Genomic DNA, 21,639 nt, shown 5'->3' on the forward strand with positions numbered 1-21,639 from the left:
GCCCGTACGCCGGACGGGCTGGGGCGGGCAACGACGACGGCCCGGTCCCACTTGATGCGGGACCGGGCCGTCGTACGGGAGATCAGCTCTCCACAGGCTCCGCGGCGGCCGTCGCCTTACGCGTGCGGCGCACCTTGGGCTTCACCTCGGCCGAGCCGTCGGCGGCCTCCACGGTCGCCGCGGCCTTGCGGGTGCGGCGGCGCGGTGCGGGCGCCTCGGCGTCCGTCGGCTCCTGGGTGGCCTGGGCCGGGATGTCCGCGACCGGGGCGGCGGACGCTGCGGTCTTGCGGGTGCGGCGCACCTTGGGCTTGGCCTCGGCGGCCTCGGCCGTGTCGACGGCGGCCTCAGCGGTGACCGCCGCCTTGCGGGTGCGCCGGGGCTTGGCCTCGGCTGCCTCCGGCTCCGCAACGGTCGCGGCGGCCTTGCGGGTACGGCGCGGCTTCGCCTCCGTGCCCTCGGCCGTGTCGACGGCTGCTTCGGCGGTTGCGGCGGCCTTGCGCGTACGCCGCGTCTTGGGCTTCGCCTCCGCGGCCTCGGCCGTGTCGACAGCAGCCTCTGCCGGAGCGGTCGCCTTGCGCGTACGGGTCGTCTTCGGCTTGGCCTCGGCGGCCTCGGCCGTGTCGACGGCAGCCTCTGCGGCGGCGGTCGCCTTGCGCGTACGGCGTGCCTTGGGCTTGGCCTCGGTGGACTCCGGCTCCTGGCCCGTCTGGGCCGGGATGTCCGCGGCCGCTTCGACGGACGCCGCGGTCTTGCGGGTGCGGCGCGTCTTCGGCTCGGCCTCGGCGGCCTCGGCCGTGTCCACGGCGGTCTCCGCGGCGGTGGCCGCCTTGCGGGTGCGGCGGCGCGGCTTGGACTCCGGTGCCTCCGTGGTCTCCGGGGCCTGCTGTACGGCCTCGGTGGTGGCCTCAGCGGTGGCCTCGGCCGTGTCGACGGCGGTCTCCGCGGCGGTGGCGGCCTTGCGGGTGCGGCGGCGCGGCTTGGTGGCGGGGGCCTCCTCGGCTGCCGGCGCCTGCGGAGCAGCCGTGGCGGGCTCGGATGCCCTCACGGCTTCGGATGCCTGCGCGGTTTCGGGTGCCTGCGTGGGCTCCGAGGCGGTCTTCGCCTCGGCCGAAGTGGCCTGCGGCTCCGCCGACTTGCGCGTCCTGCGGCGACGCGGCTTGGCCGGGGCCTCCTCGGAGGCGTCCAGGGACGGGCCCTCCGCCGTCGTGACCGCTGCCTCCGCGGCGTCCGCGGACGTGGCCGTCACGGCCGGGGCCGGCTCGGCCGACGCCCCGTTGCGGGTGCGGCGACGGCGGCGCGGGGTGCGCGGCGCGGTGACGGACTCGGCCGTGACCGACTCGGCCGTCCCCTCCATGGTGTCGGCACCGGTGGCGGGAGCCTGCGTCGCGTCCAGGGGTGCTCCGCCGCGCGTACGGCGGCGGCGACGCGGCGTACGAGACGGGCGCTCGCGCTCGGACGAGGACGTACGGGAGTCGTCCCGGCCGCCCCGGCCACCGCGACCGCGCCCACCGCGCCCGCCGGTCTCACCGAGGTCCTCGACCTCCTCCGCCGCCAGCCCGGCACGCGTGCGCTCCGAGCGGGGCAGGACACCCTTGGTGCCCGCGGGGATCTTCAGTTCCTCGAAGAGGTGCGGGGACGTGGAGTACGTCTCCGGCGGGTCGTTGAAGTCGAGCTCCAGCGCCTTGTTGATCAGCTGCCAGCGCGGGATGTCGTCCCAGTCGACGAGGGTGATCGCCGTACCCGTGTTGCCCGCGCGGCCCGTACGGCCGATGCGGTGCAGGTACGTCTTCTCCTCTTCCGGCGACTGGTAGTTGATGACGTGGGTCACGCCCTCGACGTCGATGCCGCGCGCGGCGACGTCGGTGCAGACGAGGACGTCCACCTTGCCGTTGCGGAAGGCGCGCAGCGCCTGCTCACGGGCGCCCTGGCCGAGGTCGCCGTGGACCGCGCCGGAGGCGAAACCGCGCTGCTGGAGCTGGTCGGCGAGGTCTGCCGCGGTGCGCTTCGTGCGGCAGAAGATCATGGCGAGACCACGGCCTTCGGCCTGCAGTATGCGCGCGACCATCTCCGGCTTGTCCATGTTGTGCGCCCGGTAGACGTGCTGCGCGATGTTCGCGACCGTCACGCCCTCGTCGTCCGGCGCGGTGGCGCGGATGTGGGTGGGCTGGGACATGTAACGGCGCGCGAGACCGATGACCGCGCCCGGCATGGTCGCCGAGAACAGCATGGTCTGGCGCTTGGCCGGGAGCATGTCGATGATCTTCTCGACGTCGGGCAGGAAGCCCAGGTCGAGCATCTCGTCGGCCTCGTCGAGGACGAGCGCCTTGATGTGCTTGAGGTTGAGCTTCTTCTGGCCGGCGAGGTCGAGCAGTCGGCCCGGGGTGCCGACGATCACGTCGACGCCCTTCTTGAGGGCCTCCACCTGGGGCTCGTAGGCCCGTCCGCCGTAGATCGCGAGGACGCGCACGTTGCGCACCTTGCCCGCGGTCAGCAGGTCGTTGGTCACCTGGGTGCACAGCTCGCGCGTGGGGACGACGACGAGCGCCTGCGGGGCGTCGGTGAGGGCTTCGGGCTTGGCGCGGCCGGCCTCCACGTCGGCGGGGACGGTGACGCGCTCCAGGAGCGGGAGGCCGAAGCCCAGCGTCTTGCCGGTGCCGGTCTTCGCCTGGCCGATGACGTCCGTGCCGGAGAGGGCGACGGGGAGGGTCATCTCCTGGATGGGGAAGGGAGTGGTGATGCCGACGGCTTCCAGGGCCTCGGCGGTCTCGGGAAGGATTCCGAGCTCTCGAAAAGTCGTAGTCAGGGTGCTGCCTCTTCTGTGTGCGCGGTGCGAGGCGAGCGCGGGGGTCTTTGACGGACCGTGCCGGGGACGTCGGCTGCCGTACGGTCGGGCCGTAAGGCACGGGACCACTGCCGACGCTCTAGCGCTCGTACCGCTGAGGGTGTCCCCCTCCGGGCTTCGTACGCAGAGTGCCGTACGGCCGTGGAGGGCTGTCGGGTCGGAGCCGATCGGGCCACCGACCGGGCATCCTCATAACGTGCGGCCCGTCGAGATACGTCTGAGTACTCAGCGGGCGCATTACCACCATACCCCGGAAACGCGCACATGCGATGGCCGAATTGGTCACGTAGTCGGCGTCACACTGATTGACCAGGGACTTCCGTGACGCGTTGAGCGGGCTATTGTGCGCTTCATGACGACGTCCGACAACATCCCTGACGCCTCCGACACCGCAGACTCCTCCGCCGAACACACCGGGGTCGCCGCCCAGGACTGGGCGCAGGCCTCCGCCGATCCGCAGTACCGGGCCGCTGTCGTGGACCTGCTCGGCGCGCTGGCCTACGGGGAGCTGGCGGCGTTCGAGCGGCTGGCGGAGGACGCCAAGCTGGCGCCGACGCTGGCGGACAAGGCGGAGCTGGCCAAGATGGCGTCGGCCGAGTTCCACCACTACGAGAAGCTGCGCGACCGGCTCACCGAGATCGGGGCCGAGCCGACGGAGGCGATGGAGCCGTTCGTCGCCGCGCTGGACGGGTTCCACAAGCAGACGGCGCCGTCCGACTGGCTGGAAGGGCTCGTCAAGGCGTACGTCGGTGACTCGATCGCCAGTGACTTCTACCGGGAGGTCGCGGCTCGGCTCGACTCGGACACACGGGGGCTGGTGCTGGCCGTGCTCGATGACACCGGGCACGCCTCGTTCGCCGTGGAGAAGGTGCGGGCCGCGATCGATGCCGATCCGCGGGTGGGTGGGCGGCTTGCGCTGTGGGCCCGGCGGTTGATGGGGGAGGCGCTGTCGCAGTCGCAGCGGGTGGTGGCGGATCGGGATGCGCTGTCCACGATGCTCGTGGGTGGCGTCGCGGACGGGTTCGATCTTGCGGAGGTGGGGCGGATGTTCTCGCGGATCACTGAGGCCCACACCAAGCGGATGGCTGCGCTGGGGCTGGCGGCGTAGGGGGTTTCGCCCCCGCCGCCCCTACCCGTCCCGTCCGCCAGGGGCTCTGCCCCTTCGACCCGTCCAGGGGGCTCCGCCCCCTGGACCCCCGTCGGCCCTGAAGGGGCCTCGTCCTCAAACGCCGGACGGGCTGGAGTGCCTGGACCGGCGTCGAGAGGCAGAGCCCCCTGCGGGTGGGTGGGGGATCGGGACGGTGGCGTCTCGGCACCAAACGCGGGACGGGCTGAGAGATGCGGGCCGGTGCTGTGGGGCGCCGTCGGCGCTGGGGAGTGGCCGTCGGCGCTGTGCTGCGAAGCCTCAGCGCGTCAGTTGTCCGGCGGCCGGTCCTCCGGGGTCACGCGGTCGCCGAGTGGCGGCGGAGTCTTCCCGCGGGGCGTACCAGCAGGGAGAGTGAGGCGGCGGAGACGACGGCCGCGCCGATGAGGACCACGAAGAGGTTGCCGAAGCCGAGCGCGGTGTGCGTGAGGAAGGCGCCGAAGAGTCCGCCGGCGACACCCGTCGGCAGGACGAGGGAGCGGGCGGGCAGGCGGTGCGGCAGGCGGTGGGCGGCAGCCCAGGCCAGGGCCAGGCCGAGGATCGCGGAGCTGAGCGCTTCCAAGAGCATGTTGGGGTCCCTCCCGCATGGCCGACCTGCTCGAAACGGTCGTAGCCCGTCATACCCCTGACCTGCGGAATCCAATCCTCTTCTGTGATCGACTTGTGCTCCGTCTGTGGAGGCGGGACGGGGAGTGTGGAACGGGGTGGAACCGGGAGTGGAATCGGGAGTGGAACGGGGAAGGGCCCGGCGACCTCAGTCACCGGGCCCTTCCCGTCAACGCCTGTCTGCCGACGCTTTCTACAGTGCGCCGAAGCCCACCTTGCGCGGGGCCGGCTCACCGAGCTCCACATAGGCGAGACGGTCGGCCGGGACCAGGACCTTGCGGCCGTGCTCGTCCACGAGGCTCAGCAGCTGCGACTTCCCGGCCAGCGCCTCGGACACCGCCCGCTCGACCTCCTCGGCACTCTGACCGCTCTCCAGAACGATCTCGCGGGGCGCGTGCTGCACGCCGATCTTGACCTCCACGGCTATGTCCCTCCGACGGTCAGTGAAGTGCGCGACCTTCCGCGCCGTACCCAGCACACATTAGCCCGGTGAGGGGACGTACACCCTCCGCCCAAGAACGCCAGGAGCGAACAGCGGACGGGAACAAACGCCCCGCACACGCGCGTGCGTGTCAGTGGTGCTCCGTGCCGTGCAGCGGGAAGCCCGCGATGCCGCGCCACGCCAGGGACGTCAGCAGTTGCACCGCCTGGTCGCGCGGAACACTGCGGTCGCTGTGCAGCCAGGAGCGGGCCACCACCTGGGCGAGACCGCCGAGGCCGGAGGCGAGCAGCATCGACTCGGCGCGCGAGAGGCCGGTGTCCTCGGCGATGACCTCGCAGATCGCCTCGGCGCACTCGTTGGTGACCTTGTCGACGCGCTCGCGCACGGCCGGCTCGTTCGTCAGGTCCGACTCGAAGACCAGGCGGAAGGCGCCGCCGTCGTCCTCGACGTACGCGAAGTACGCGTCCATCGTCGCCCGTACGCGCTGCTTGTTGTCGGTCGTCGAGGCAAGCGCGTTCCGTACGGCCTGGATCAGTGACTCGCAGTGCTGGTCCAGCAGGGCGAGGTAGAGGTCGAGCTTGCCCGGGAAGTGCTGGTAGAGCACCGGCTTGCTGACGCCGGCGCGCTCGGCGATGTCGTCCATCGCGGCAGCGTGGTAGCCCTGCGCGACGAAGACCTCCTGGGCCGCGCCCAGAAGCTGGTTCCGTCGGGCACGGCGCGGCAGGCGAGTGCCCCGCGGGCGTGCCGCCTCTGTCTGCTCGATGGCTGTCACGCCGCCTCCCAAAGTCGTCCACATGCGGTGTGCGCCGCGCCGCCATCGTACTTTTCGGTAACCCGGGTGTGCGCGGTGCGAGCGCAGAATTTCACGGACCGGACGGTGACGAAAGTCGCGCAGAAGGTTTGAAACCGGGGCGTTACGGGCAGCAAGCGGTCTCTTTCCTGCTCAGCGGCTCTCTCTTTCGCGCCCGACTGCGCCTTCGTTCGCGCTCGTTCGCCCTCTTTCGTGCTCGGGCGCGTTCGGGTTCGCTCGGGCTCGTGCGCGTTCGTTCGTACTCACCGACGCCGTGCGTGCGCCTGTGTCACCGGTAGTCGTCCTCGTCGATGGACACGACGCGCGCCTGCTCGACCAGATCGGCCTCGTTGGCCCGGTCGGGGTCCACGCCGGTCATCGGATCGTCGCGGTCCGGCCTGACGTCGGCGTGCTGCTCGGCCGCGTCGGCCGTGGGGGCCTCGACGTCGAACTCCTGGGCTTCCTCGATGTCGTCGTCCACGAAGGTCTCGGGGTCGGTGGGGTCGACGGCCATGGTGGGCTCCCTTCCTAGAACGTCCCCGTGGCTGGGGCACAACGTCCCTGGGTGAAGCAGGGGTCCACATACGGGTGCCCTGCGTACGAGCCTAGGAGACACCGGTTCCGGACGCTATGCGATCTGCGGGGGATCTGCGGGCAATTCGGGCGTGCTCCACCGGGTGCACCGATCAGGGGTCTGCCATGTACGTGTCGAGTTGTGACGGCGAACACATGAACCAGGGCGTGATCGTCTCGTAACATTGCCGCATGTCTTCGACCGAGCTCCCGTCCGCGCCGGCCGCCAATGTCCTCCCCAAGGTGGCGGCCGTCCGAGTCGGGGAGGGCGAGCGGCTGCGGTCGGTCGGACTGCCGGGCATCACGCTCACGGTGCGCTCCAGGCCGCCCGCGCGCGAGGGGCTGCCCCCCGCGCTGTATGTGCACGGACTCGGTGGTTCCTCGCAGAACTGGTCGGCGCTGATGGAGCAGCTCGAGGGCGACGTCGACTGCGAGGCCGTCGACCTGCCGGGCTTCGGCGACTCGCCGCCACCGGACGACGGCGACTACTCGATCACCGCGCACGCACGCGCGGTGATCCGCTATCTCGACGCCTCCGACCGCGGCCCCGTACACCTTTTCGGCAACTCGCTCGGCGGCGCGGTCACCACGCGCGTCGCCGCGGTGCGCCCCGACCTGGTTCGTACGCTCACCCTCGTGTCGCCCGCGCTGCCGGAGGTCCGCGTCCAGCGCAGCGCCGTGCCCACGGCGCTGCTCGCGATGCCCGGTGTCACCGCGCTCTTCACCCGGCTCACCAGGGAGTGGACGGCGGAGCAGCGGGTCCGTGGCGTGCTGCACCTGTGCTACGGCGACCCGGGGCGGGTGACGCCGGAAGGATTCCGCAACGCCGTCGAGGAGATGGAGCGGCGGCTGCAACTTCCGTACTTCTGGGACGCGATGACGCGTTCCGCGCGCGGGCTGGTCAACGCCTACACGCTGGGCGGCCAGCACGCGCTGTGGCGCCAGGCCGAGCGGGTGCTGGCGCCGACGCTGCTCGTCTACGGCGGCCGCGACCAGCTCGTGGGCTACCGCATGTGCCGCAGGGCCGCACGCACCTTCCGCGACTCCCGTCTGCTGAGCCTGCCGGAGGCCGGGCACGTGGCGATGATGGAGTACCCCGAGGTGGTCGCCCGGGCGTTCCGCGAACTCCTCGCGGAGACGGGGGAGTCGAGGGCGGCCTCAGGGGGTCCTGTGGTCGGGAGTGAGTCGGCGGTCGAGAGTGTGGCCGCGGTCGAGAGTGCGTCCGCGGCCGGGGACGGCGTCGTGTCCGAGAGCGCGGGGAGCTGAGGCGCGACGTGGGACGCCACAGCCGCCGCGGATCCGCCGCCAAGCGCGACACCGCGGACACAACTGCACGACAGGGCTCCCGGGGAGCTCAGCCGGAGGCGGGCGCCGACCGGCGGGGGCCGTCCGTACCGGGCACGGGGCCCGGAAGGGTTCCGGCTTCGCGGCCGGGTACGGCGCCCGGGGCGGGGCAGGGTTTCCGGCCGCAGTCCGGTGGTCCTGGCGGGGCCGGCGGCCCGGGTGGTCCTGGCGGCCCAGGTGGTTCTGGCGGTCTTGGCGGGCCTGGTGGTCCCGGTGGTCGTCGAGTGCAGGGGCCGCCGCCGGGTCGGCAGGGGATGCCGACGGGTGGGGGGCCGGCGTACGGAGGGCGTGGGGTCCAGGACGGCACGCCCGCGCGGGAGGTGCCGAGGCTGCCTGACGGCACGCCCGCGCATGGCTTCCCGCGGTTTCCTGACGGCACGCCCGCGCAGGGCATCCCGCGGTTTCCCGACGGCACGCCCGCGCACGGCTTTCCGAGGTTGCCCGACGGCACCCCAGCCCACGGCGTTCCCCGCCTGCCGGACGGGACTCCTGCCCACGGCACTCCCCGGATCCGCGGCGGCCACCCCGAACAGCGTGAGCCCGGTGGTGGCTGGGGTGACTTGAGGGGGCGGGCCGGGGGAGCTCGCGGCGCTTCCGCGGCGGCCGGCGCTCCGCCGGTGACCGGCGTGCCCCTGCCGCGGCCCCGGCAGGCGCCGCCGTCCGAGGGGCCCCGGCAGGAGTACCTCGACGCCTTCGGCGAGGACGGCGGCGACGACGTATTCGCGCCCCGTACGTCCGGTGCCGGGCATCCTGCCGACCCGTATGCCTCCGTCACCGACTGGGACCCCGGGACCGGCAACGGCGTCGTGAACGACGCCGAGCTCGACGACGACGCCCCGCCGACCGGCGAGCCCGTGCCGGCGAAGGGTGCCAAGGGCCGGGCCTTCACCGGCATCGCTGCCGCCGCCGTCGTGACTGCGCTGGCCGTCGTGGTCGCCGGGCAGGTCGCGAAGGGGCGGGACGACAGCGGCGTACAGTCGCAGTCCGCCACCGATCAGGCGCGGGACGCCCGTGACACGGCCTCGCGGGGGGACGGGCGGCCGCTGCCGTCCGGCGCGCCCGGCGTGGCGCCTGTGACGTACGAGCAGAAGATGGGCGAGAAGTACGCGCTCAGCGCCACGCTCAAGGGCTCGGGGAAGTTCGACGCGATCCCGGGGATCGACAAGGCGCCCGGCACGGGGCAGAAGTTCACCTATCGCGTGGACGTGGAGCAGGGGCTCGGGCTGGACGGCGAACTCTTCGCCGAGGCCGTGCAGAAGACGCTCAACGACGACCGTAGCTGGGCCCACAACGGCGCCCGCACCTTCGAGCGCATCTACTCCGGCAAACCCGACTTCGTCATCACGCTGGCCAGCCCCGGCACCACCGCCGTCTGGTGCGCCAAGTCCGGACTCGACACCACCGAGGACAACGTGTCGTGCGACTCGGCCGCCACCGAGCGCGTGATGATCAACGCGTACAGATGGGCGCAGGGGTCGAAGACCTACGGTGACCGGATTCACGCGTACCGGCAGATGCTGATCAACCACGAGGTCGGCCACCGGCTCGGCTTCAGTCACGTCACATGTGACAAGGACGGCGATCTCGCGCCGGTCATGCAGCAGCAGACCAAGTTCCTCGACCATGACGGGATCCACTGCCGGCCGAACCCCTGGGCATATCCCGGGAGTTGACGGGTGACTCACACGTCACATTGACATGTGCAGCGTGTTGATCCATATTTCTGCACATGTCGACCCGTCACGCCTCTTCTCGCGCCGCCATCGAGCTGGCGCTCATCGGCGTGACCGCTCTGTGCGTGGCCGACATCGACTGTCGCTGACGCTCGCCCCTTGGCGTTCGCGTCGCGATCTTCTTCCCTCTCCTGTGAGTAGCCGAGTCGCTGACGGGGTCTGACCCCGCGGCTCGTTCACGGGTTTCCGACGACCCGGCGCCGGGGCGGACGTCTGCGTATTTCTGTCTCACTCCGCGTCAATTCGTCTCGCCATATGAGACAGGTCGAGCCGAGTCGAATCTCGACCGTCCCTGCGAGATCCATCAATCCGAGAGGTCGTCTCCGATGCGTCAACCGTCCGTCATAGCGCGCCGCGTGGCCGCGGCATCCGTCAGCCTGGTCGTGGCAGCGGGCGCCGCCGCCTGCGGGCCTGAGGACAACGATGCCAAGGGCGCCGGCGGCGACTCCACGCCCCACAAGGGCGGCACGCTCACCGTCCTGAACTCCAATCCGCAGCAGGACTTCGACCCCGCCCGCCTGTACACCTCCGGTGGCGGAAACGTCCCGTCCCTCGTCTTCCGTACCCTCACCACCCGCAACCGCGAGAACGGGGAAGCCGGCGCCGAGGTCGTCCCCGACCTCGCCACCGACACCGGGCGCCCGAACAAGGACGCCACCGTGTGGACGTACACCCTCAAGGAGGGCCTCAAGTACGAGGACGGCACCCCGATCACCTCGGCCGACATCAAGTACGGCATCGAGCGCTCCTTCGCCCCCGAACTGTCGGGTGGCGCGCCCTACTTGAGGGACTGGCTGATCGGCGGCGCCGACTACGAGGGGCCGTACAAGGACAAGGACGGGCTCGACTCCATCGAGACGCCGGACAAGCGGACCATCGTCTTCCACCTCGACAAGCCCGAGGGCGAGTTCCCGTACCTGGCCACGCAGACGCAGTTCACGCCCGTGCCGCAGGGCAAGGACACCGGCACGAAATACGAGGAGCACCCGATCTCCTCCGGGCCGTACAAGGTCGTCGAGAACGAGAACGACGGTGAGCGGCTCGTCCTGGAGCGCAACCCGCACTGGTCCGCCTCGACGGACGCCGAGCGCAAGGCGTACCCCGACAAGATCGACGTACGGTCCGGGCTGGACTCGTCGGTGATCAACCAGCGGCTGTCGTCGTCCCAGGGCGCGGACGCCGCCGCGGTCACCACGGACACCAACCTCGGCCCGGCGGAACTCGCCAAGGTGGCCGGCGACGAGGAACTCGCCTCGCGCGTCGGTACCGGCCACTTCGGCTACACCAACTACATCGCGTTCAACCCGACGATCAAGCCGTTCAACAACGTCAAGGTGCGGCAGGCGATCTCGTACGCCATCGACCGGTCGTCCGTGGTCAATGCGGCGGGCGGTTCGGCGCTGGCCGAGCCCGCCACCACCTTCCTGCCGGACCAGAAGTCCTTCGGCTACGCGCCGTACGACCACTTCCCCGCGGGCAAGGCCGGTGACCCGGCCAAGGCCAGGGAACTGCTGAAGGAGGCCGGCTACGCGAACGGGCTGACCGTCACCCTGACCCACTCCAACGCCAAGGACTTCGAGACCAGCCCCGAGATCGCGACCGCGATCCAGGACGCCCTCAAGAAGGCCGGCATCACGGTCAAGCTCCAGGGCCTGGAGGAGAACGACTACTCCGACAAGATCCACAACGTGAAGAGCGAGCCCGGCTTCTTCCTCGCCCACTGGGGTGCCGACTGGCCCTCCGGCGGTCCGTTCCTCGCCCCGATCTTCGACGGCCGGCAGATCGTCAAGGACGGCGCGAACTTCAACACGGGCCTGCTCGACGACAAGTCGGTCAATGCCGAGATTGACGCGATCAACAAGTTGACCGATCTTGACGCCGCCGCCAAGCGCTGGGGCGCACTCGACAAGAAGATCGGCGAGCAGGCACTGACCGTGCCGCTGTTCCACCCGGTCTACAAGCGGCTGTACGGCAAGGACGTCAAGAACATCGTGATCAGTGACTGGACCGGCGTACTGGACATCTCCCAGGCCGCGGCCAAGTAGGTCGACCGGATCAAGTGGATCAAGTAGTCAATGGATCTGGTCAAGTCATCATGAGCGAGGCCTTGTTGACCTCCCCGGCCCCCGGGACGGACACCGCCGTCCCGGGGGCCTCGGGGGCCCGTCAGTTCTGGCGGCGGCTGCGGACGCAGCGTGCCGCCCTCGTCGCGGCGGTCGTCGTCGCGCTGCTCGTCCTGGTCGCCCTCGCCGCGCCGCTGCTCGCCGCGATCGAGGGCCAGGACCCCACCACCTACCACCCGTCCCTGGTGGACTCCGCGCGCGGAGGCGTGCCCATCGGGTCGTTCGGGGGAGCGAGCGCCGACCACTGGCTCGGCGTCGAACCGCAGACCGGCCGGGACCTGTTCGCGCGGCTGGTGCACGGGGCACGCGTGTCGCTGGGGGTCGCTCTGGCGGCGACGGTCGTCCAGCTCGTGCTGGGCGTCGTCATCGGCGTCGCGGCCGGATTCGGCAGCCGCTGGGTGGACCTGCTGCTGACCCGGATCGCCGACATCTTCGTGGCCATGCCGCTGATGGTCGTGGCGCTCGCCCTGCTGGCCGTCGTGCCCACGAGCTTCCCGCGTCCCGTCCTGGTGGCGCTGGTCGTCGGACTCGTCTCCGGCTGGGGCACGCTCGCCAAGATGGTGCGCGCGCAGACGCTCACCCTCAAGGAGCTGGACTACGTCGCCGCCGCCCGGCTCAGCGGCTGGGGCACCGCCCGGGTCGCCCGCCGCGAGCTGCTCCCCGGCCTCGCGGCCCCCGTCATCACCTACGCGGCGATTCTCGTCCCGACGAACATCACCGTCGAGGCCGCCCTGTCCTTCCTCGGCGTGGGCGTGAAGCCGCCGACGCCCTCCTGGGGGCAGATGCTGACCTCCGCGGACGTCTGGTACCAGGCGGCACCGCAATACCTGCTGCTGCCCGCGGGCTCCCTCTTCGTGACCGTCCTCGCCCTCACCGTCCTCGGCGACGGCGTGCGCACGGCCCTCGACCCGCGCGCGGCCTCGCGGCTCCGTGTCGGGACGAAGAGGGAGGCGTCATGAACGGGTTCGGTGGTTTCGTGCTGCGCCGGGCCGCCGGCGCCCTGGTCACCCTGTTCGCCCTCTCGGTGATCATCTACGTCGTCTTCTACGTCACCCCCGGCAACGTCGCCCAGATCACCTGCGGCCCCCGCTGCTCGCCCGCCCAGGTGCAGCAGGTCGCCGGGCAACTGCACCTCGACGACCCCCTGTACACGCGCTACTGGCACTTCCTGCAGGGCCTCTTCGCCGGCCAGGACTACTCCACCGGCACCTCGGTCCAGCACTGCTCGGCGCCCTGCCTCGGGCTGTCGTACCAGAGCGACCAGCAGGTCACGGAGCTGATCCTGACGAAGCTGCCGGTCACGGCCTCGCTCGCGCTCGGCGCGATGCTGCTGTGGCTGGTCATCGGCGTCGGCACCGGCGTGCTGTCGGTGTGGCGGCGCGGCCGGCTCACCGAGCGGCTGCTGACCGCGCTCACCCTCGCGGGCATGTCCACGCCCGTCTTCGTCATCGGTCTCGTCCTGATGATCGTCGTCTGCGGACAACTGGAGCTGCTGCCCTTCCCGCAGTACGTCGCCTTCACCGACGACCCCGAACAGTGGGCCTGGAACCTGCTGCTGCCCTGGCTGTCGCTCGCGCTGATCGAGTCCGCCACGTACGCCCGGCTGACCCGGGCCTCGATGCTGGAGACGCTCGCCGAGGACCACGTGCGCACCTTCCGGGCTTACGGCGTCGCGGAGCGGGCGATCATCTGGCGGCACGCCCTGCGCGGCGCGGTCGCCCCGCTCATCGCCGTGAACGCCAACAACCTCGGCGTCCTGTTCGGCGGTGCGGTGCTCACCGAGACGCTGTTCGGGCTGCCCGGCATCGGCCAGGAAATGGTCCAGGCGGTGAAGGTCGTCGACCTGCCGGTGGTCGTCGGCATGGTCCTGGTGACCGGGTTCTTCGTGGTCCTTGCGGGCGCCGTCGCCGACGTCCTGTACGCGGTGGCCGACCGACGGGTGGTGCTCGCATGAGTCTGGTGGAGATCACGGACCTGACGGTCGAGTTCGGGTCCCTGCGCGCCGTGGACGGGCTGTCCTTCAGGCTGGAGCAGGGCGCCGCCCTCGCCCTCGTCGGCGAGTCCGGCTCCGGCAAGTCGACCGTCGCCGCCGCCCTGCTCGGCCTGCACCGCGGCACGGGCGCGCGGGTCGGCGGCGGCATCGAGGTGGCCGGAGTCGACGTACGGACGGCGCCGGAGGAGGCACTGCGGCGGCTGCGCGGCGGCAAGGCCGCGATGGTGTTCCAGGACCCGCTGTCGTCGCTGGATCCCTACTACGCCATCGGAGACCAGATAGCCGAGGTGTACCGCGTGCACACGCGTGCCTCGCGACGAGCGGCACGCGCGCGTGCCGTGGAGGTGCTGGACCGGGTGGGCATCCCGGACGCGGTACGCAGATCCCGTGCGCGCCCGCACGAGTTCAGCGGCGGCATGCGCCAGCGCGCCCTCATCGCCATGGCGCTGGCCTGCGAGCCCGACCTGCTGATCGCCGACGAGCCGACGACCGCGCTCGACGTGACCGTCCAGGCCCAGATCCTCGACCTCCTGCACACGCTCCGCGAGGAGACACGCATGGGCCTCCTCCTGGTCACGCACGATGTGGGCGTCGCCGCCGAGAGCGTCGACGAGGTGCTCGTCATGCGGCACGGACGGGCCGTCGAACATGGTCCGGTCGCCAGCGTTCTCGGCTCGCCCGCACAGCCGTACACGCGCGAACTGCTCGGCGCGGTCCCGCGCGTGGACGCTCCGCGCTCCGGGCTCGCGGCGGCAAAGGGGCCGTCTCACGCCCCGACGGAGGCCGTCCTGGAGGCGATCGGCGTCCGGCGCGAGTTCGGGCGGGGGAAGCGGGCGTTCACGGCGGTGGACGACGTGTCGCTGACGATCCACCGTGGCGAGGCCCTCGGGATCGTGGGGGAGAGCGGCAGCGGCAAGACGACGCTCGGGCGCATGCTCGTCGGCCTCCTGGAGCCGACGGCGGGCGAGATCCGTTACGACGGCCACGCGCGCGTGGGCCTCGATCCGGCCGTGCAGATGGTCTTCCAGGACCCCGTCTCCTCCCTCAACCCCCGCCGCAGCGTGGGCGAGTCGATCGCCGACCCGCTCCGCGCGCGTGGGGAGCGCGACGAGGGCCGCATCCGGGGGCGTGTACGGGAACTGCTGGAGCGCGTGGGGCTCGAAGCGGCGCACTACGACCGCTACCCGCACGAGTTCAGCGGCGGTCAGCGCCAGCGCGTCGGCATCGCGCGGGCGCTCGCGGCCGATCCGCGCGTCATCGTCTGCGACGAGCCCGTCTCCGCCCTCGACGTCACCACCCAGGCCCAGGTGGTCGCCCTGCTCGCCGAACTGCAGCGCGAACTCGGACTCGCACTCGTCTTCGTCGCCCACGACCTCGCCGTCATGCGCCAGGTCAGCGACCGGGTCGCGGTGATGCGGCGCGGACGGATCGTCGAACAGGGCCCCGCCGACGAGGTGTACGACAACCCGCAGGACCCGTACACCAAGCAGCTCCTGGCCGCCGTGCCCGCACTCGACCCGCGCATCGCGGCCCGGCGGCGGGCCGCGCGACGGGAGCCGGCCGTGGTGTGACCGTCCGAACCGTTCCGGTGTGACGATCCGTGTGCGTTTGATCTCTTAGCGCGACGGAACGCGACCTGCACGGGAAAGTTACGACCGTTCACCCCTTTTGGTGGCGCGATGGACAACCGTCCGTCGCGCCACCGCCTTGTCCGCATACGTTCGTCCCGCTGCGAGCCGCCGGGGGAACGGCGGCTCCCCTCAAGGAGATCGGGGGTGTACTCGTGCGCATCGGACTGATTGCGGAGGGCGGCTATCCGTATGTGAGCGGTGACGCCGGGCTCTGGTGCGACCGGCTCGTGCGCGGGCTCGGACAGCACGAGTTCGACATCTATGCGCTCAGCCGCAGCCGGCGCCAGGAGGACGAGGGCTGGGTCCCGCTGCCGGCACAGGTGAGCAGGGTGCGCACGGCGCCGTTGTGGACGGCGGACGACGACGGGGACGGCTACGGGCGCCGCGCACGCCGGCGGTTCGCCGAGTGCTACGGCGAACTGGCGGCCGTGTTGTGTGCGGGCGGCGCCCTGGGCGGACCTCGGGCTCCCGTGGAGGTGTCCGCCACTGAGGCGGACCGTTTCGGCAACGCGTTGTACGGACTCGCGGAACTCGCCCGCGACGAGGGCGGGCTGGTGGGAGCGCTCCGCTCCGAGGCGGCCGTACGCGCCCTCGAGCGCGCCTGCCGGACGCGGGGCGCGCCGGCCCCGGCGCGGGAGGCGCGCGTAACCGATCTGCTGGTCGTCGCCGCGCATCTGGAACGCGCCCTGCGCCCCCTCTCGCTCGACTGGTACGAGGACGCCGGCCTGGGCTCCGTCGACCTGTGCCACGCCGCCTCCGGCGGCCCCGCGGCCCTGACCGGCCTGCTCGCCCACCACTTCTGCGGTGTGCCGCTGCTGCTGACCGAGTACGGGGTCCGGCTGCGCTCGCACTACCTCGCCGCTCCCGACTCCTCGCCCGCCGTCCGCTCCCTGCTCGCCGCCTTCCACGGCCGGCTCGCCACCGAGACCTACACCCGGGCCGCCCTCATCACCCCCGGCAACGGCCACGCCCGCCGCTGGCAGGAGCGCTGCGGCGCCGAACGCGGGAAACTCCGCACCGTCCACCCCGGCATGGACGCATCTCCCTTCGCGGAGGTCGGCGAGTCCCCGGAGGGCGCGGACCCGGACACGCTCGTCTGGGTCGGCCGCGTCGAACCGGCCAAGGACCTGGTGTCGTTGCTGCACGCCTTCGCCGAGGTCCGCAAGGAGGAGCCGAAGACGCGCCTGCGGATCGTCGGCACCCCCTCGGGCGCCGAGGGCGCCGCCTACCTGGGCCACTGCAAGGTGCTGGCCGCACAGCTCTTTCCCGACGAGGCCGAGGGCCCGCACACGGTCGGGGACAACCCGGTCTCCTTCGAGGAAATCGGCGGCCCGGAGATCCCGAGCCTCGCCGACGCGTACGCCTCGGGCGCCGTGACCGTCCTGTCCAGCGTCGTGGAAGGCTTTCCGACCGGCCTCGTGGAGGCCATGCTGTGCGGTCGCGCGACGGTGTCCACGGACGTCGGCGCGGTGGTGGAGGTCATCGGCGGCACCGGTCTCGTCGTACCGCCGCGCAATCCACGGGCGCTCGCTGAGGCCTGCGTGGCGCTGTTGCGCGACCCCGAGCGCCGTGACCGCCTGGGCGCGGCCGCACGCGCGCGTGCGCTCGAACTGTTCACCGTCGAGCAGAACGTCGCAGCATTTCACGGCATTTACCTGGAGATCGTCTCGCGCACCCCGGTCCGCCGCGTCGTCCTCGACGAGGCCGGAGCCCCCCTGCCCTTCGCCGTCCCCGCCGAGGCCCATGTGCCGGGCCGCTGGACCGAGCGCAGCGCACGCCTGGTGGCCCGCGGCGGCCCGGTCCGCCCGACGGGAGCCCCCGTACGCGCCACCACTCTGCCCATGGCGGAGGGGGCGCGATGAGCGGCCCAGGAGGGCTGGACCTCCCCGGCGCTCCCAGCAGCCCGGGGGCCTGGGACGAGCGTTCGCAGGAGTGGCTCGTGGGGCTCGTGGCAGAGGCCCATGCACGCGAGGACGGCGCCGCCGCCCGCGAAGACGGAGCGCACACCAGCGAAAACGCAGCCGACGCCTCAGCGGACACCTCAGCCGACGCCTCGGTCACGAGCACCGGAGGATCATCCGCCGCCCGCACCACCGCCCCCAGGCTGACGCCCACCCGCCGTACCGGCGCGGACCCCGTGAAGGCGCTGATGCACCGTCACCGCGAGCTCTGCGAACGTGCGGTGGACCCCCTGGAGATCGCCGCCGGCCTGGAAGCCCACGGCGTCACCGACCGCACCGCGGCACGCTTCCTCCACCGGGATGTCTTCTCCCTCGCGGAGGAGATGTACGCCCGAGTGCCCCGCGACGGAGAAACGCCCCCCGACTCCCCGCCCCTCACCGTGCCCCGGGCACGAGCCGACTGGATCTTCCTCACCCTCCTCCCCGGAGCGCTCTGCGCGGGGGCCGTGACCGCCCTGCACCTCACCCACGGCCAGTCCCGCCTGATCGCGGCCGCCGCAGGAGCCCTCGCCGTCGCCCTCGCCACGCGCGCGGCCCTGGCCCGAGGCCCGCTCGCCGCGACGGACCACACGAACCCGACGGCCACCCGTACCTGCTGGCTCATCGCCTACGCCCTCCTCGGCGACGGACTCCTCCGCGCAGCCGCCACCGGAGGACCCGACGCCCTCCCCACCGGCACCGCCGACGGCCCCTGGCCCCTGACCACCGCCCCCGTCCTGGCCCTAGCCCTCTCCTGCGCCCCCGCGGCCTGGTGCGCCCATCTCCTCGCCGTGCGGGCCCGCCGCAAACTGTCGGCCAGCCGGGCCCTGGACGAGTTCGCCACCTCCGCGAAGCCCCTGCTCCTGGGCACCTTCACGCTCTACCTCGGCACCCTGACGGTCCTCCTGACCCTGACCACCACGGTCCTGGGCGAGCCCGCCGCCTATCCCCAGACCCTCACCCTGGGCGCCCTCCTCTTCCTCTCCCGCATCCTCACCACCCACGGCTCTTTCCACGCCCCCGCACTCGTCCTCACGGCCACAGCCTCAGCCGAGGCATCGGCCCTGACCAGCCTCTTCGCGGCCCGCCTCCCCGACTGCGCCGGGCTTGCAACCCCTGTCCAGGCCCTGATCGACACGTGGGGCCCCGCCGCCGTCCCGACGGCCGCCTGCGGCGCGGGCGCGTTGACCCTCCTGCTCCACGCGACGCGCACCCTCACGCGGGCGTCGGCACACGCAAGGCAGGACCAGCCGTGGTGACGCGACAGCAACCCGCGCGACGCCGCCCCGACCCCCAACGCCTCCGGAGGCGCCACGCGCACTCCTGCTCACCGGCACAGGCCGCCGCAGGCATACGCCCCCACCAACCGATGAAGCCCTGTCCGAATCCCCCTCTCCCCTGAAGCCTTTGAAGGAGACCCCCAAATGATCACCTCCCGACCCGACCACCCCTCGGCCCCGGGAGCCGCCCGATGAGAGTCCTGCTGATCGGAGCCAACGGCTACCTCGGCCGCTTCGTGGCCGACCGCCTCCTCGCCGACCCCGCAGTCCAACTCACCGCACTCGGCCGCGGCGACGACGCCGACGTCCGCTTCGACCTCGCGTCCGGCAGCCCCGGCGCCCTCACCCGCTTCCTCGACGCGGTCCATCCCGGGGTCGTCATCAACTGCGCCGGTGCCACCCGAGGCGGCGCGCGCGAACTCACCCGCCACAACACCGTCGCCGTCGCCACGGTCTGCGAGGCCCTGCGCCGCAGCGGTTGCGGCGCCCGCCTCGTCCAGATCGGCTGCGGCGCCGAGTACGGCCCGAGCCAGCCCGGCTCCTCCACGGCCGAGGACGCCGTCCCCCGCCCCGGGGGTCCGTACGGCGTCAGCAAACTGGCGGCCACCGAACTGGTCCTGGGCTCCGGCCTGGACGCCGTGGTCCTGAGGGTCTTCTCACCCGCGGGCCCCGGCACCCCCGCCGGCTCGCCCCTCGGCCGCCTCGCCGAAGCCATGCGCCGCGCCATGCAGTCCGGCGACGGCGAACTCAAACTCACCGGCCTCGGCGCCCAGCGCGACTTCGTCGACGTCCGCGACGTGGCCCGCGCCGTCCACGCCGCCTCCCTCTCCGCGGCGCAGGGCGTCATCAACATCGGCTCCGGCCGCGCCGTCCGCCTCCGTGACGCCGCCGCGGTCCTCGCCCGCGTGGCCGGATACGGCGGCGCCCTCCATGAACTGGACGGCCCGCCCGGCCCGTTGCGGCCCTCCATCGGCCATCCCCGCACCGACTCGGACCACATGGCCCATCCGGGACACGGTGCCCCGGTCGCGTACCCGTACCCGGACGGCTGCGGCAGCTGGCAGCAGGCCGACGTGCGCACCGCACGCGACCGGCTCGGCTGGCGCCCCCGGATCAACCTCGAAGAGTCCCTCGGTGACATCTGGATGGAGGCCGCATGCCGTATCTGACCGGCACCACACCCACCACATCGAGCACGAGCCTCCGCACCGGCCTCGGCATCCCCGGCTACGCCCACCCCCTCCTCGCCCCCACCGAATGGGGCGAACTCACCCGCCCGGGCACCCCCGTGCACTGGGTCGCTCTGAACATCGCCAACGGCCCCGGGACGCGACCCGATCCGCACTGCCTGCAGACCGCCGAACGACTCCGCGCTGCGGGAGTCCGCATCCTCGGCCGCCTCGACACCGCCCGCCTGGGCACAGCCCATCTCGGCACGGCCCACGGCGCGCGCGCCTTCGGCGAGGTGATCTCCGAGGCGCACCGGTACCTCGACTGGTACCGGGTCGACGGCTTCCTCCTGGACAGGTGCCCGACCGACCGGGCCGCGCTGTCCGAGATCCGCCGCACGGCCGGCACCCTGCGCGCGCTGCGTGACAAGGCCCACATCGTCCTCGGCCACGGCACCCATCCGCACCCCGGTTACGCCGAGTGCGGCGACCAGCTGGTCACCTTCCGGGGCTCGTGGAGCGACTACCGCTGGTCGCAGGTGGCCGAGTGGACGGCCGACTATCCGCCCGACCGCTTCTGCCACTTCGTCCACGGAGTGCCCCTCGGACACCTCGACGAAGCACTGCGCATCGCCCGCTGGCAGGGCGCCGCGACGATCTGGTTCACCGACCGCACGGACCACGGCCGCACCGACCCCTGGGAGACCATGCCCGGCTACTGGGACGAAATCGTCTCGCGGATCGGAACAGGTGTCTCGGAATGAAAAAGCCCGTGGCAGTGTTACGGGGAGAACAACTGTAGTGATCGACCGACCAACGGAGTCCCCGTGTCGTTGCCACCCCTGGTCGAGCCGGCCCCCGAGCTCACCGTAGACGAGGTTCGCAGGTACTCCCGCCACCTGATCATCCCCGATGTCGGGATGGACGGGCAGAAGCGGCTGAAGAACGCCAAGGTGCTGTGTGTGGGCGCCGGTGGCCTGGGCTCGCCCGCGCTGATGTACCTGGCCGCCGCGGGCGTCGGCACGCTCGGCATCGTGGAGTTCGACGAGGTCGACGAGTCGAACCTGCAGCGCCAGATCATCCACAGCCAGTCGGACATCGGCCGCTCCAAGGCCGAGTCCGCCCGTGACAGTGTCAAGGGCATCAACCCGTACGTGAACGTGATCCTTCACGAGGAGCGGCTCGAGGCCGACAACGTGATGGACATCTTCAGCCAGTACGACCTGATCGTCGACGGCACGGACAACTTCGCGACCCGCTACCTGGTCAACGACGCCTGTGTGCTGCTGAACAAGCCGTACGTGTGGGGCTCGATCTACCGCTTCGACGGTCAGGCCTCCGTCTTCTGGTCCGAGCACGGCCCCTGCTACCGCTGCCTCTACCCGGAGCCCCCGCCCCCCGGCATGGTCCCCTCCTGCGCCGAGGGCGGCGTGCTCGGCGTGCTGTGCGCGTCCATCGGCTCCATCCAGGTCAACGAGGCCATCAAGCTCCTCGCGGGCATCGGTGAGCCGCTGGTCGGCCGCCTGATGATCTACGACGCCCTGGAGATGCAGTACCGCCAGGTCAAGGTCCGCAAGGACCCGAACTGCGCGGTCTGCGGCGAGAACCCGACCGTCACCGAGCTCATCGACTACGAGGCCTTCTGCGGCGTCGTCTCCGAGGAGGCCCAGGAGGCGGCCGCCGGCTCGACGATCACTCCCAAGCAGCTCAAGGAGTGGATCGACGACGGCGAGAACATCGAGATCATCGACGTCCGCGAGATCAACGAGTACGAGATCGTCTCGATCCCCGGCGCCAAGCTGATCCCGAAGAACGAGTTCCTCATGGGCACGGCCCTGGAGACCCTCCCGCAGGACAAGAAGATCGTCTTGCACTGCAAGACGGGTGTCCGCAGTGCGGAAGTCCTCGCGGTACTGAAGTCCGCGGGCTTCGCCGACGCCGTGCACGTCGGTGGCGGTGTGATCGGCTGGGTCAACCAGATCGAGCCGCACAAGCCGGTCTACTGACCGGACCTGCTCCGCGCGGCGGG

Annotated in this window: 18 protein-coding genes; 13 read left to right on the plus strand and 5 right to left on the minus strand. The window is 71.7% G+C overall.

Annotation, left to right across the window (positions count from 1 at the left end; translation table 11 throughout):
• Nucleotides 1-82: 82 nt before the first annotated feature.
• On the minus strand, nt 83-2,710 hold the full coding sequence (locus tag ACIBU0_RS10480) for a DEAD/DEAH box helicase (RefSeq protein WP_398814726.1): 2,628 nt from the start codon (nt 2,708-2,710) through the stop codon (nt 83-85).
• Between the two features lie 475 nt (nt 2,711-3,185).
• Here ACIBU0_RS10480 and ACIBU0_RS10485 point away from each other — a divergent pair, with 475 nt between their 5' ends.
• On the plus strand, nt 3,186-3,950 hold the full coding sequence (locus tag ACIBU0_RS10485) for a ferritin-like fold-containing protein (protein ID WP_398814729.1): 765 nt from the start codon (nt 3,186-3,188) through the stop codon (nt 3,948-3,950).
• 334 nt (nt 3,951-4,284) lie between these two features.
• Here ACIBU0_RS10485 and ACIBU0_RS10490 read toward each other — a convergent pair whose 3' ends face one another.
• From ACIBU0_RS10490 to ACIBU0_RS10505, 4 genes are all read right to left on the minus strand, one after another.
• A complete protein-coding gene (locus ACIBU0_RS10490; RefSeq protein WP_398814732.1) occupies nt 4,285-4,554 on the minus strand; it encodes a hypothetical protein in 270 nt (89 codons plus the stop codon).
• A 231-nt stretch (nt 4,555-4,785) separates the two neighbouring features.
• Nucleotides 4,786-5,013, minus strand: a complete 228-nt coding sequence (locus ACIBU0_RS10495; protein ID WP_019754243.1) for a DUF3107 domain-containing protein — start codon at nt 5,011-5,013, stop codon at nt 4,786-4,788.
• Between the two features lie 151 nt (nt 5,014-5,164).
• Nucleotides 5,165-5,806 carry a TetR/AcrR family transcriptional regulator gene (locus tag ACIBU0_RS10500; protein ID WP_393448381.1) on the minus strand — a complete coding sequence of 214 codons (642 nt, stop codon included), beginning with the start codon at nt 5,804-5,806 and terminating at the stop codon, nt 5,165-5,167.
• A 307-nt stretch (nt 5,807-6,113) separates the two neighbouring features.
• The gene (locus ACIBU0_RS10505; protein WP_398814736.1) at nt 6,114-6,338 is read right to left on the minus strand and encodes a hypothetical protein; all 225 of its coding nucleotides are present in this window, start codon (nt 6,336-6,338) and stop codon (nt 6,114-6,116) included.
• Between the two features lie 251 nt (nt 6,339-6,589).
• On the opposite strand from ACIBU0_RS10505, the gene ACIBU0_RS10510 reads away from it, so the two are divergent.
• The 12 genes from ACIBU0_RS10510 to moeZ all read left to right on the plus strand — a co-directional run bounded on the left by ACIBU0_RS10510 (nt 6,590) and on the right by moeZ (nt 21,616).
• Nucleotides 6,590-7,663, plus strand: a complete 1,074-nt coding sequence (locus ACIBU0_RS10510; protein ID WP_398814739.1) for an alpha/beta fold hydrolase — start codon at nt 6,590-6,592, stop codon at nt 7,661-7,663.
• Between the two features lie 8 nt (nt 7,664-7,671).
• Nucleotides 7,672-9,414, plus strand: a complete 1,743-nt coding sequence (locus ACIBU0_RS10515) for a DUF3152 domain-containing protein (RefSeq protein ID WP_398814741.1) — start codon at nt 7,672-7,674, stop codon at nt 9,412-9,414.
• Between the two features lie 56 nt (nt 9,415-9,470).
• Nucleotides 9,471-9,563 (plus strand): Ms4533A family Cys-rich leader peptide, encoded by a 93-nt coding sequence (locus ACIBU0_RS10520; protein WP_334313676.1) that lies wholly within the window; start codon nt 9,471-9,473, stop codon nt 9,561-9,563.
• A 237-nt stretch (nt 9,564-9,800) separates the two neighbouring features.
• A complete protein-coding gene (locus ACIBU0_RS10525) occupies nt 9,801-11,519 on the plus strand; it encodes an ABC transporter substrate-binding protein (protein ID WP_398814746.1) in 1,719 nt (572 codons plus the stop codon).
• Nucleotides 11,520-11,569: 50 nt separating this feature from the next.
• The gene (locus ACIBU0_RS10530) at nt 11,570-12,556 is read left to right on the plus strand and encodes an ABC transporter permease (RefSeq protein ID WP_398814749.1); all 987 of its coding nucleotides are present in this window, start codon (nt 11,570-11,572) and stop codon (nt 12,554-12,556) included.
• Nucleotides 12,553-13,551, plus strand: a complete 999-nt coding sequence (locus ACIBU0_RS10535) for an ABC transporter permease (protein ID WP_398814752.1) — start codon at nt 12,553-12,555, stop codon at nt 13,549-13,551. The genes ACIBU0_RS10530 and ACIBU0_RS10535 overlap by 4 nt, the downstream gene beginning before the upstream one ends.
• The gene (locus ACIBU0_RS10540; RefSeq protein WP_398814755.1) at nt 13,548-15,161 is read left to right on the plus strand and encodes a dipeptide ABC transporter ATP-binding protein; all 1,614 of its coding nucleotides are present in this window, start codon (nt 13,548-13,550) and stop codon (nt 15,159-15,161) included. The genes ACIBU0_RS10535 and ACIBU0_RS10540 overlap by 4 nt, the downstream gene beginning before the upstream one ends.
• Nucleotides 15,162-15,373: 212 nt before the next feature.
• Nucleotides 15,374-17,083, plus strand: a complete 1,710-nt coding sequence (locus ACIBU0_RS10545) for a DUF3492 domain-containing protein (RefSeq protein WP_398814757.1) — start codon at nt 15,374-15,376, stop codon at nt 17,081-17,083.
• Complete coding sequence (locus ACIBU0_RS10550) at nt 17,080-18,420, plus strand: hypothetical protein (RefSeq protein ID WP_398814759.1); 1,341 nt, start codon at nt 17,080-17,082, stop codon at nt 18,418-18,420. The genes ACIBU0_RS10545 and ACIBU0_RS10550 overlap by 4 nt, the downstream gene beginning before the upstream one ends.
• Nucleotides 18,421-18,632: 212 nt before the next feature.
• Nucleotides 18,633-19,610 (plus strand): NAD-dependent epimerase/dehydratase family protein, encoded by a 978-nt coding sequence (locus ACIBU0_RS10555; protein WP_398814762.1) that lies wholly within the window; start codon nt 18,633-18,635, stop codon nt 19,608-19,610.
• On the plus strand, nt 19,598-20,374 hold the full coding sequence (locus ACIBU0_RS10560) for a spherulation-specific family 4 protein (RefSeq protein ID WP_398814765.1): 777 nt from the start codon (nt 19,598-19,600) through the stop codon (nt 20,372-20,374). Before ACIBU0_RS10555 ends, ACIBU0_RS10560 begins: the two co-directional genes overlap by 13 nt.
• A gap of 63 nt (nt 20,375-20,437) precedes the next feature.
• Nucleotides 20,438-21,616, plus strand: coding sequence for an adenylyltransferase/sulfurtransferase MoeZ (moeZ, locus tag ACIBU0_RS10565; protein ID WP_398814768.1), 1,179 nt, complete (start codon nt 20,438-20,440; stop codon nt 21,614-21,616).
• Nucleotides 21,617-21,639 lie beyond the last annotated feature (23 nt).

This window comes from Streptomyces sp. NPDC049627, from assembly GCF_044465645.1.
Lineage (GTDB): Bacteria > Actinomycetota > Actinomycetes > Streptomycetales > Streptomycetaceae > Streptomyces.